This window comes from Confluentibacter flavum (genome assembly GCF_002843175.1).
Taxonomy (GTDB): Bacteria; Bacteroidota; Bacteroidia; order Flavobacteriales; family Flavobacteriaceae; genus Confluentibacter; species Confluentibacter flavum.
The window spans coordinates 60,143-71,274 of record NZ_PJEO01000003.1; the positions used below are offsets into that span (position 1 = coordinate 60,143).

An 11,132-nucleotide genomic window follows, 5' to 3' on the forward strand; every position below is an offset into this window, starting at 1 on the left:
AAAATAAAGTGCTTTAAATAGTATTTAAAAAAAAGATTTTTTACTTAACGGCCATCAGTTCAACATCAAAAACCAAGGTTGCATTTGGAGGAATAACACCGCCTGCACCTGCACTTCCATAAGCCAAATCACTTGGTATTACAAAACGGGCTTTGTCTCCCACTTTAAGTAACCCAACACCTTCATCCCAACCTGGAATAACTTGACCAACTCCTAAAGCAAAATCAATAGGTTCGTTGCGTTTATATGAAGAATCAAATACCGTTCCGTCTGCCAATTGACCTTTATAATGAACAGACACTTTTTTGCCCTTTTCAGCTTTTGCACCATCTCCCTTTTGAAGGATTTGGTAACGTAATCCGCTAGATGTTTTACTAAAACCAGCGGCTAATTTTTCCATTTCTGCTTCAGATTTTGTTTTTTCTGCTGCTAAGTTTTTTTGCCTAGAGCCTTCAAAAGTTCTAAAAGCTTCAACTGCATTGAATGCGTCGGCTTCCGCGCCTACTCTCACTATTTCTAAACTGTCGATAACATCGCCTTGGGCAATCGCATCAACAATATCTTGACCAGATATCACTTTACCAAAAACGGTGTGCTTACCATTTAACCAAGCCGTTTCTATATGTGTGATGAAAAATTGGCTACCGTTTGTGCCTGGACCTGCATTTGCCATTGATAATACGCCTGGACCGTCATGTTTTAAATCCGGATGGAACTCGTCATCAAACTTATAACCTGGACCACCAGCACCAGAGCCTTGTGGACAACCACCTTGAATCATAAAATCTGGAATAACCCTATGGAATTTCAATCCATCGTAATATGGTTTTCCTTGTGGTTTTACTTTGTTTTCTAAATTTCCTTCAGCTAAAGCAACAAAGTTACCAACCGTTCCAGGTGTTTTTTTGTATTCTAAGGCAACCAGTATGTCTCCTTTAGTAGTGTTGAATTTTGCGTATAAACCGTCTTTCATGGCATTTTTTTTAATGAAGTGCAAAGATAACAAGGATTTACGAATTAAGATTTACGATTTATGATTTTTTGTGGAAGAAGACCGAAGACGGAAGACTGACGACGGAAGACTGAAGTTTAAAATGAAAAACTTTTAACTTTTAACTTTTAACTTTTAACTTTTAACTTAAATTAATTAGCCACTTCACTAATAAATTTAATTCTATAAAGACGAAGCTCATCATCATCATATTCTCCATCAAATTCTTTAATGGCGACATCAATGGCATCCGATTGCGATTCCATGAAATAATCATGAATTTCTTCTTGTTGGTCTTCATCTAATATATCGTCAATCCAATACGTAATGTTCAACTTGGTACCAGAATAGACAATGGCTTCCATTTCTTTAATAAATTCTTGCATCGACATCCCTTTTGATGAAGCAATATCGTCAAGCGGCAATTTTCTATCTATATTTTGAATGATGAATAATTTGTTAGCAGAATTACTTCCTGTTGATTTCACAACCAAATCGTCCGGTCTTAGAATATCATTTTCTTCGACATATTTAGCAATGAGTTCTACAAAATCCTTACCATACTTCTTAGCTTTTCCATCGCCAACACCATGTACATTTCCTAATTCAGTTAAATTTATGGGATATTTCAATGCCATATCCTCAAGTGAAGGATCTTGAAAAATAACAAAAGGTGGTACGCCTAATTTTTTGGCATTCTTTTTACGTAAATCTTTAAGCATGCCCATTAAAACCTCATCGGCTGATTGTCCGACTGCTTTAGCCGAAGTTACGATACTTCCATCTTCTTGTTCACCATCAAAAATATGGTCTTCGGTCATCATAAAGGATTCTGGTTTTTTAATAAACGCTTTTCCTTTATCATTTAATTTAATAACGCCGTAGGTTTCTATATCTTTTTTAAGATAGCCCGCAACTAATAACTGCCTAAGCAATGCCATCCAATATTTATTGTCTTTGTAATTTCCTTTACCAAAAAAAGGCTGTTCGTCTGTTTTGTGGGATTTAATTAGGGCATTTTCTTTCCCAATAACAACATTAACCAGGTCTTTAGACTTATATTTTTCATTGGTATTATCAATGGTTTCAAGAATAAACTTAGCTTCATCTTTAGCTTCATGTTGCTTTTTGGGATGACGTACATTATCGTCCATTTCGCCACCTTCACCAGTTTCATTATCAAATTCTTCCCCGAAATAATGAAGGATAAACTTTCTTCTGGAAATGGATGTTTCTGCAAAAGCAACAACTTCCTGCAACAACGCTTGGCCGATTTCTTGCTCAGCGACCGGTTTCCCAGACATGAATTTCTCTAACTTTTCAATGTCTTTATAGGAATAATAGGCTAAACAATGTCCTTCGCCACCATCTCGGCCTGCCCTACCAGTTTCTTGGTAATAACTTTCGATACTTTTTGGAATATCATGATGGATTACAAAACGCACATCAGGTTTATCGATACCCATTCCAAAAGCAATGGTAGCCACCACCACATCGACATCTTCCATAAGAAATTTATCTTGATGACTTGTTCTTGTTTTGGCATCTAATCCGGCATGATACGGCACGGCTTTAATACCATTAACCTGAAGCACTTGCGCCAATTCCTCAACGCGCTTTCTACTTAAACAATATATGATACCTGATTTTCCTGAATTTTGTTTCACAAAACGAATAATATCCGCATCTACATTTTTTGTTTTTGGACGTACTTCGTAATATAAATTGGGTCTGTTAAACGACGCTTTAAATGTTTTTGCATTAGGAATACCAAGGTTTTTTAAAACATCTTCTTGAACTTTAGGCGTTGCTGTTGCTGTTAACCCTATAATGGGAATGTTGTCACCTATTCTACCAATGATATGTTTTAAATTTCTATACTCGGGTCGAAAATCATGTCCCCATTCACTAATACAATGTGCTTCGTCAACCGCCATAAAAGACACTTTTACGGACCTTAAAAAATCGACGTTTTCATCTTTAGTCAACGATTCTGGTGCCACATACAACAGTTTGGTAATACCATTGGTTATGTCTTCTTTAACGCGCTTTATCTCGGTTTTGTTAAGTGACGAATTTAATACATGCGCAATGCCTTCTTCGTTGGAAATACCTCTTATGGCATCCACTTGATTTTTCATCAATGCAATTAACGGCGATACTACAATTGCTGTACCTTCTTGCATTAATGCTGGCAACTGATAGCAAAGCGACTTGCCGCCTCCTGTTGGCATGATGACAAATGTATTATTTCCTGATAATATGCTTTCAATAACGGTTTCTTGAAGACCCTTAAATTTACCAAAGCCAAAATATTTTTTTAATGCAGCCTGCAAATCACTTTTTGTTATTAACATGAACGGTATAAAAACTTAATTTAAATAAAAACACAAATCGAATAATTAATTTAATTGTGTGTTGAGAGAACCCTCATTTTTTCGTTAGTTTTGTAACGATAATCAAAATTAGAATAAAACCTAATCTGATTATCATTAAAGATAACAAAATCTTTAAAAGCATCAATCAAAAAAAATAATAAATTTTGAAAAACAAAAGTTCTATTATTACTACTGCTATACAGACTATTAACATGGAAGCAGATGCTATATTGAATCTTTCCAGTCTTATTGATGATGAATTCGCTGAAGCTGTACAACATATTTACAACTCAAAAGGCCGTCTTATCATAACAGGCGTCGGTAAAAGTGCTATTATTGCCAATAAAATTGTGGCGACGCTTAACTCAACAGGAACCCCTTCTATTTTTATGCATGCGGCTGATGCCATTCATGGTGATTTAGGACTCATCCTTAAAGATGATATTGTGGTTTGTATTTCTAAAAGTGGAAATACTGCTGAAATTAAAGTGCTTATTCCATTAATTAAAAGCGCTAAAAATAAAATAATTGCCATAACGGGGCGTAAAGATTCCTTTTTAGGCCAGCAAGCAGATTATATACTGAATTCATATGTAGAAAAAGAAGCTTGTCCTAACAATTTAGCACCTACCACCAGCACAACCGCTCAATTGGTAATCGGTGATGCCCTTGCTGTTTGTTTATTGGAACTCCGCGGATTTTCTAGTAACGATTTTGCAAAATACCATCCAGGAGGTGCTTTAGGCAAACGATTGTATTTAAGAGTTGAAGATATATCATCCGTAAATTTAAAACCCAAGGTCTTTAAGGATACTGGTATTAAAGATATCATTATTGAAATGACAGAAAAAATGCTTGGTGTTACGGCTGTTGTTGAAAACGATGCCATTATTGGAATTATAACCGATGGTGATTTACGACGTATGTTAAGCAAGGCTGATGATTTTTTAGCACTAACAGCCAAAGATATTATGGGTACAAACCCAAAACGCATAAAGGCCGATGCCATGGCTTTGGAAGCAAAAGAAGTCATGGAAATTTATGGTATTTCACAGTTACTTGTTGAAGAAAACGGCAAATATGCAGGCGTAGTTCACTTACACGATTTAATAAAAGAAGGTATTATATAATGGCAAAAAAGAACATAAATGAGATGTCGTTTCTAGATCATCTCGAAGATTTACGATGGCATTTAATAAGAATAGTTATAGCGGTTGTAGTTATAGCTGGTGGCGCATTCCTTGCCAAAGGATTCATTTTTGATTATTTAATTTTCGGCCCTTCAAAGACTGATTTTTACACCTATAAAATATTATGTGATGTAACCCAATATTTTGGTATGGACACTAGTTTTTGTTATGAAGAACTGCCTTTTCGAATACAAAGTAGAACCATGTCCGGTCAGTTTTCTGCACACATCTGGGTATCTATTACAGCTGGTATTGTTATTGGCTTCCCATATATACTTTATGAACTTTGGAAGTTTATAAGCCCAGCCTTACATGAAAATGAACGTAAACATTCCCGTGGTTTCATCATTGTAGCCTCTGGATTATTTTTCATAGGCGTGCTATTTGGATACTATGTTGTTTGTCCGTTATCTATTAATTTCTTGGGGTCTTATCAAGTGAGTTCGCAAGTCCATAATGATTTTGATTTAGATAGTTATATCAGTTTAGTAAGATCTTCCGTTTTAGCCGCCGGTTTGGTTTTTGAACTTCCCATACTTATTTACTTTTTAACAAAAATAGGACTGGTAACCCCAGAGTTTTTAAAAAAATACAGAAAATATGCCTTAATCATTGTTTTGGTTTTATCAGCTATCATTACGCCTCCAGATATTGCCAGCCAAATTATTGTTGCTGTTCCTATTCTCATTTTATATGAAGTGAGCATACATATATCAAGAATCGTCATTAGAAATCAAAAAAGAAGAGAAAAGAATATCAAAATTCGTCATTAGAAATCAAAAAAAAGGGAAAGAAACATGCCTAAGATGGTTAATGAATTTAATGAGTATCGTTCTAAAATGAACGATAAAATTTTAGCGGATAATAATAAAGTTATAAAGCGTATTTTTAATTTAGATACCAATGCCTATACAGAAGGCGCCTTGGATGTAAAAACCAAAGAACTTTTAGGGTTGGTGGCATCTGCTGTTTTACGTTGCGATGATTGTGTGAAATACCACTTAGAAACCAGTTATAAATTAGGCTTAACAAAAAATGAAGTTGTTGAGGCCCTAAGCATTGCCACATTGGTTGGTGGCACCATTGTGATTCCTCATTTACGGCGTGCCTACGAGTTTTGGGATGCTTTAGAAGACCAAGACAAAAACTAAGAAACTGTTTAAGTTTTGTTTATTGATGCTTTTTTGAATTATTTTTGGATCAGATGAGGCGGATTTTTTTTTAATAGCTGAGCTATTAGAAAAAAATTCAACGAAATATGGGGCAAAAAGAAACAAAAAATGGCTTTTAGATAAAATTTAAACAGTTTCTAAATTAATGTACCTTCGCCAAATAGTTATATGTTTTTGCTATTTTTAGCGTTTACCATACAGATATGATTCTAAGAGCCGAAAATTTAATGAAGTCCTATAGCGGACGAAAAGTAGTAAAGTCTGTTTCCCTAGAAGTAAATCAAGGGGAAATAGTGGGATTACTAGGGCCTAATGGCGCTGGTAAAACCACTTCTTTTTATATGATTGTTGGTCTAATAAAACCCAATGGTGGCACTATTTATTTAGACAATAAAGACATCACGAAATACCCCATGTACAAACGTGCCCAAAACGGGATTGGGTATTTGGCACAAGAAGCCTCTGTTTTTAGAAAATTAAGTATCGAAGATAATATTTTAAGTGTGTTGCAACTTACAAAACTTAGTAAGCAACAGCAACATGATAAAATGGAATCCTTAATTGAAGAATTTGGTTTAGGACATATACGAAAAAGTAGAGGCGATTTATTGTCTGGTGGCGAACGTCGCCGTACCGAAATTGCTCGTGCCTTGGCAACAGACCCAAGTTTTATTTTATTAGATGAACCCTTTGCTGGCGTTGACCCTGTAGCAGTGGAAGATATTCAACGTATTGTGGCACAACTCACCAAAAAAAATATCGGTATTTTAATTACAGACCACAACGTTCAGGAAACATTGGCTATTACCGACAGGACGTATTTAATGTTTGAAGGCAGCATCTTAAAAGCTGGCGTACCAGAAGAATTGGCTAATGACGAAATGGTTCGTAAAGTATATTTAGGTCAGAATTTTGAACTTCGTAAAAAGAAGATTAGGGAGTAGGGACTTTGTCATTCCTGCGTAGGCAGGAATCCATTAACCCAGTAAATTTTTCTATTGATTGTTAGGCTCTAATGATTAATGCTTATCCTTTTTAAAAATCCCTTTAAAAAGCTTAACAACTAAAAAAGCAGCGAACCCAACCAACAAACCAACAATAAATTCCTGCAATATGGATGGCAAAACATCTAAAAAATGATGTAAAAATTCAATGTTATGCACAAAAATGCCGCCTGCTACCAAAATCAGAGCAATGGTACCAATAACAGATAAACTCTTAATTACCCAAGGAAGTGCATTAACCAAAAACATCCCAACAGTCTTTGAAATACCCTTTTTATCACCGCTCCTTTTTATGAGTCGGAAACCCAAATCATCCATTCTGATAATTAGAGCCACAATACCATAAACACCAACTGTTGCTATGATGGCTACTATGGAAACCACCAATATTTGAAATAAAAGATCTTTTCCTATAACCGTTCCTAAGGCAATGATGACAATCTCTACCGATAAAATAAAATCGGTTAAAATAGCCGACTTAATCTTATCCTTCTCAATTTTCAAAACTTCAGCTTCTGTAGGGTCACTTAAAATAACGACATTGTCTGAATGTTTATGGGGCACAAAAAATTCATATACTTTTTCAAAGCCTTCAAAGGCTAAATAAATTCCGCCCAGCACTAAAAGTACCGTGACTGCAGGTGGCAAAAAAGCACTCAGCAAAAAAGCCACTGGCAGAATGATTAATTTATTAAGAAAAGAACCTTTTGTAATGGCCCACAATACAGGAATTTCACGCGAGGCAATAAAGCCTGTTGCTTTTTCGGCATTAACCGCTAAATCATCCCCTAAAATACCAGCTGTTTTTTTTGTTGTAATCTTACTCATGACGACGACATCGTCCATAAGTGCTGAAATATCATCTAATAACGCAAAAAATCCTGATGCCATTTGTTGTTTATTTATAGGGAATTAAACTTATGAGTCTGAAATTTTTATTTTGTAGTTACATTATCCAATACAGACATGGCAATGTACGTCATTATAATAATGGGGATGGCTGCAAATTGTAAAACTATTATAAATAACGCACATAGAAATATAAAAATATATCTGGTAGCATTGGTTTTAAAACGCCAATCTTTAAACTTTAAAGCAAATAATTTAATACCAGAATTCAACATATAACAACTAACCAATGTTGTTATTATTAAAAACCATTTATTTAGAATAATAGTATTGATAACATCACTATTCTGAAATTCCATAATTAGTGGTAACGATATAATAAACAACGCATTTGCAGGTGTTGGTAAGCCTTTAAAATAGGTTTGTTGGTCTTCATCTAAATTAAACTTAGCCAATCTGTAAGCCGAAGCCAACGTAATGAACAAGCCTAAAAGAGGTAATAGATTGATATGTGAAAAATCAAAATTAGCATAATCAATCTCGGAATGACCCCACGTCGCATCTGACAATGCAAGTAATTTATACATGATGAGCCCTGGAACCAATCCGCAAGTAACCATGTCTGCCAAAGAATCCAATTGCAAGCCCAATTCACTTTGAACATCCAATTTTCTAGCAGCAAAACCATCAAAAAAGTCGAAGAAAATACCTAAGAACACAAATAATGAAGCGGTGACAAAATCATCATTTAAAACAAATATTACGGCAATACTTCCGCAGAATAAATTCAATAACGTTAACGCATTTGGTATATATTTTTTCATCTATACTATTTCTTTGATGTAAAAATAACAAAGAATTTACGTCTAAAACAACAATCAAACAATAAGTGTTAGTATTTCAAGTTTAATAGCTGACAAATTATATGCATCTTTGTAAAAAAAATTTGCGATTGAGAACGTACTTAACCACAATATTTTTTATTGCTTCATTAAGTCTCTTCGGCCAAACCGTTAGGAAATATTCCAATGAGTTTATGAATATTGGCGTTGATGCGGCAGCTTTAGGCATGAGCAGTGCGGTAACGTCGCATACCGCCGATGTGAATTCTGGTTATTGGAATCCAGCAGGCTTATTGGATTTGGAAGACAATCAACTAGCACTGATGCACTCCAGTTATTTTGCCAATATTGCCAATTATGATTACGCTGCTTTTGCGATGCCTTTAGACGACCAAAGTGCCATAGGCATCTCATTAATTAGGTTTGCTGTTGATGATATTTTAAACACCACCCAACTGATTGATGAACAAGGTAATATTAATTACGACAGGATTAGTTTATTTTCTACGGCCGATTACGGACTCACGTTTTCGTATGCTAGAGAACTCCCTGTACAAGGACTCAATTATGGTGTGAATGCCAAAGTGATTAGACGTATTATTGGCGATTTTGCTTCGTCTTGGGGCTTTGGTTTGGATTTGGGCGTACAGTTTAAAACCCAAAACAGTTGGAAGTTTGGAGTGATGGCAAGAGACATTACCACAACATTTAATGCTTGGAGCATTGATGAAACCGAATTTGCTAAAATACAAAATGCAGTTGCTGGCCAGAATCAAGAATTGCCAGAAACCACCGAAATCACCATTCCAAAATTACAAATGGGTATCTCGAAATTATTCGATTTTAATTATGATTACACGCTATTGACAGCCGTTAATTTGAATATGCGTTTTGAAGAAAATAACGATATTATTTCATCGTCGGTAGCCAGTATCAACCCGGCTTTTGGTTTTGAATTTGGTTATATAGATATGGTCTATTTACGTGGTGGCGTTGGAAATTTTCAAAATGAACTGCAAATTGACAATACCGAGCAAATAAGTTTTCAACCTAGCTTTGGTGTTGGTTTTAAATATAATGGCGTGCAAATAGATTATGCGTTTACTGATATTGGCGACCAAAGTGTAGCCTTATATTCCAATGTATTTTCATTAAAAATTGATTTAAGTATTTTTAGATAATGCAAAAAGCACTCTTTATTTTATTCGTTTTTCTATGTGTTAAAACAGCACAGGCGCAACAACATGTGTTGTCCGACAAAGCCGAAATCAGCGTACTAACAATTGGTCCAGGAGCTTCCCTGAATGATTCCTTTGGACACAATGGGTTTAGGATAAAGGATATCGTTAAAGGCACAGACCTTGTTTTTAATTATGGTGTTTATGATTTTGAAGCCCCTAATTTTTATTTAAAATTCGCTCAAGGAAAACTTAATTATTTAATAGGCGTAGATTATTATGAAGATTTTTTCAATAGCTATATTTCTCAAAACAGAACCATTAAAGAACAGGTTTTAAATATATCGCAAAGCGAAAAACAAACATTATTTGATTATTTAATCCATAACTATCAACCCGAAAACAGAAGGTATCTATACGATTTCTTTTATGATAATTGTGCTACAAAAATCAAGGATGTCACCAACATTGCTTTAAACAATTCGATTCAATTTAATGACCCTAAAAATTTTAAACCACAAACCTTCAGGGCATTAATACACAGTAATTTAAACAGGAACTCCTGGGGCTGTTTTGGCATCGATTTGGCATTGGGTTCTGTCATTGATAAAAAAGCGACTCCAGAAGAACACATGTATTTACCAAAATACATTCATGAATTCTTTGAAAATGCTACTATTAAAAATTCCGGTGAGCCTTTAGTAAAAGAAAATAAGGTGCTTTATAAAAAAATAGATCATCCAATAGCAACATCATTTTTCACAAGTCCGTTGTTCGTTTTTGGCATCATAGGTTTGTTTATTATTTTTATTACTTACAAAGATTATAAAACACAAAGACAAAGCGTTTGGTTAGATGTGACCTTGTTCAGTCTTACGGGACTTATTGGCGTACTCATTTTGCTGCTTTGGTTTGCAACAGATCACAAGGCTACCCATCAAAATTATAACTTGCTTTGGGCTTGTGTGCTTAATATTTTTATGATAGGCCAACTCTTAAGAAAAAAAACAAGTGCTTGGTTTATTAAATACTTAAAGTTTTTGGTGATTCTTTTATGCCTGTTAACACTTCATTGGATCATTGGCGTACAAGTTTTTGCCATAGGACTGATTCCTTTTTTAATTGCTTTAGGTATTAGGTATTTGTATTTGATAACGTACTTTTCTAATAGATCTTAGACGCTAGACTATAGACTATAGACAATAGAAGTTAGACCTTGAACCCTAAACCCAGAACCCAAAACCCAAAACCCAACAGCTAACGGCTAACAGCTAACAGCCAACAGCTAACGGCTAACAGCTAACAGCCAACGGCTAACAGCCAAAACCCAAGACCCAACAGCTAACAGCTAACAGCCAAAACCCAGGACCCAACAGCTAACGGCTAACAGCTAACAGCTAACAGCCAAAACCCAAGACCCAACAGCTAACGGCTAACAGCTAACAGCCAACGGCTTACAGCCAAAACCCAAAACCTTGAACCCAAAACCTTGAACCCAAGACCCAACAGCTAACAGCTAACAGCCAAC

10 protein-coding genes are annotated in these 11,132 nt (G+C 35.2%); 6 read left to right on the top strand and 4 right to left on the bottom strand.

The features are described 5' to 3' along the window. Nucleotides 1-40 precede the first annotated feature (40 nt). The gene (locus CSW08_RS00410) at nucleotides 41-973 is read right to left on the bottom strand and encodes a peptidylprolyl isomerase (protein ID WP_106657934.1); all 933 of its coding nucleotides are present in this window, start codon (nucleotides 971-973) and stop codon (nucleotides 41-43) included. A 170-nt stretch (nucleotides 974-1,143) separates the two neighbouring features. Continuing rightward, the gene (locus CSW08_RS00415) at nucleotides 1,144-3,348 is read right to left on the bottom strand and encodes a RecQ family ATP-dependent DNA helicase (protein ID WP_106657935.1); all 2,205 of its coding nucleotides are present in this window, start codon (nucleotides 3,346-3,348) and stop codon (nucleotides 1,144-1,146) included. A 185-nt stretch (nucleotides 3,349-3,533) separates the two neighbouring features. Here CSW08_RS00415 and CSW08_RS00420 point away from each other — a divergent pair, with 185 nt between their 5' ends. The 4 genes from CSW08_RS00420 to lptB all read left to right on the top strand — a co-directional run bounded on the left by CSW08_RS00420 (nucleotide 3,534) and on the right by lptB (nucleotide 6,675). Continuing rightward, complete coding sequence (locus CSW08_RS00420; protein ID WP_106657936.1) at nucleotides 3,534-4,499, top strand: KpsF/GutQ family sugar-phosphate isomerase; 966 nt, start codon at nucleotides 3,534-3,536, stop codon at nucleotides 4,497-4,499. Continuing rightward, nucleotides 4,499-5,332: a twin-arginine translocase subunit TatC gene (gene tatC, locus CSW08_RS00425; protein ID WP_106657937.1), complete on the top strand. Its 834-nt coding sequence runs from the start codon at nucleotides 4,499-4,501 to the stop codon at nucleotides 5,330-5,332. Before CSW08_RS00420 ends, tatC begins: the two co-directional genes overlap by 1 nt. Before the next feature lie 24 nt (nucleotides 5,333-5,356). Further along, on the top strand, nucleotides 5,357-5,710 hold the full coding sequence (locus tag CSW08_RS00430) for a carboxymuconolactone decarboxylase family protein (protein WP_106657938.1): 354 nt from the start codon (nucleotides 5,357-5,359) through the stop codon (nucleotides 5,708-5,710). 224 nt (nucleotides 5,711-5,934) lie between these two features. Further along, complete coding sequence (gene lptB, locus CSW08_RS00435) at nucleotides 5,935-6,675, top strand: LPS export ABC transporter ATP-binding protein (protein ID WP_106657939.1); 741 nt, start codon at nucleotides 5,935-5,937, stop codon at nucleotides 6,673-6,675. A 75-nt stretch (nucleotides 6,676-6,750) separates the two neighbouring features. Here lptB and CSW08_RS00440 read toward each other — a convergent pair whose 3' ends face one another. After that, nucleotides 6,751-7,626, bottom strand: coding sequence for a DUF808 domain-containing protein (locus CSW08_RS00440; protein WP_106657940.1), 876 nt, complete (start codon nucleotides 7,624-7,626; stop codon nucleotides 6,751-6,753). 44 nt (nucleotides 7,627-7,670) lie between these two features. Further along, the gene (locus tag CSW08_RS00445) at nucleotides 7,671-8,408 is read right to left on the bottom strand and encodes a CDP-alcohol phosphatidyltransferase family protein (RefSeq protein WP_106657941.1); all 738 of its coding nucleotides are present in this window, start codon (nucleotides 8,406-8,408) and stop codon (nucleotides 7,671-7,673) included. A gap of 128 nt (nucleotides 8,409-8,536) precedes the next feature. On the opposite strand from CSW08_RS00445, the gene CSW08_RS00450 reads away from it, so the two are divergent. Together CSW08_RS00450 and CSW08_RS00455 are read left to right on the top strand one after the other, a co-directional pair. Then, entirely contained in the window at nucleotides 8,537-9,607 is a 1,071-nt protein-coding gene (locus CSW08_RS00450; RefSeq protein ID WP_394337018.1) for a putative type IX sorting system protein PorV2, read from the top strand. Continuing rightward, nucleotides 9,607-10,782, top strand: coding sequence for a lipoprotein N-acyltransferase Lnb domain-containing protein (locus CSW08_RS00455; RefSeq protein ID WP_106657943.1), 1,176 nt, complete (start codon nucleotides 9,607-9,609; stop codon nucleotides 10,780-10,782). The genes CSW08_RS00450 and CSW08_RS00455 overlap by 1 nt, the downstream gene beginning before the upstream one ends. Nucleotides 10,783-11,132: the final 350 nt, after the last annotated feature.

What these genes read in the sequence shown, in the direction of transcription:
- CSW08_RS00455 (WP_106657943.1), top strand. Translation starts at nt 9,607, where the DNA reads ATGCAAAAAGCACTCTTTATTTTATTCGTTTTTCTATGTGTTAAAACA.
- CSW08_RS00415 (WP_106657935.1), bottom strand. Translation starts at nt 3,348, where the DNA reads ATGTTAATAACAAAAAGTGATTTGCAGGCTGCATTAAAAAAATATTTT.
- CSW08_RS00410 (WP_106657934.1), bottom strand. Translation starts at nt 973, where the DNA reads ATGAAAGACGGTTTATACGCAAAATTCAACACTACTAAAGGAGACATA.
- CSW08_RS00440 (WP_106657940.1), bottom strand. Translation starts at nt 7,626, where the DNA reads ATGGCATCAGGATTTTTTGCGTTATTAGATGATATTTCAGCACTTATG.
- CSW08_RS00445 (WP_106657941.1), bottom strand. Translation starts at nt 8,408, where the DNA reads ATGAAAAAATATATACCAAATGCGTTAACGTTATTGAATTTATTCTGC.
- CSW08_RS00430 (WP_106657938.1), top strand. Translation starts at nt 5,357, where the DNA reads ATGCCTAAGATGGTTAATGAATTTAATGAGTATCGTTCTAAAATGAAC.
- tatC (WP_106657937.1), top strand. Translation starts at nt 4,499, where the DNA reads ATGGCAAAAAAGAACATAAATGAGATGTCGTTTCTAGATCATCTCGAA.
- lptB (WP_106657939.1), top strand. Translation starts at nt 5,935, where the DNA reads ATGATTCTAAGAGCCGAAAATTTAATGAAGTCCTATAGCGGACGAAAA.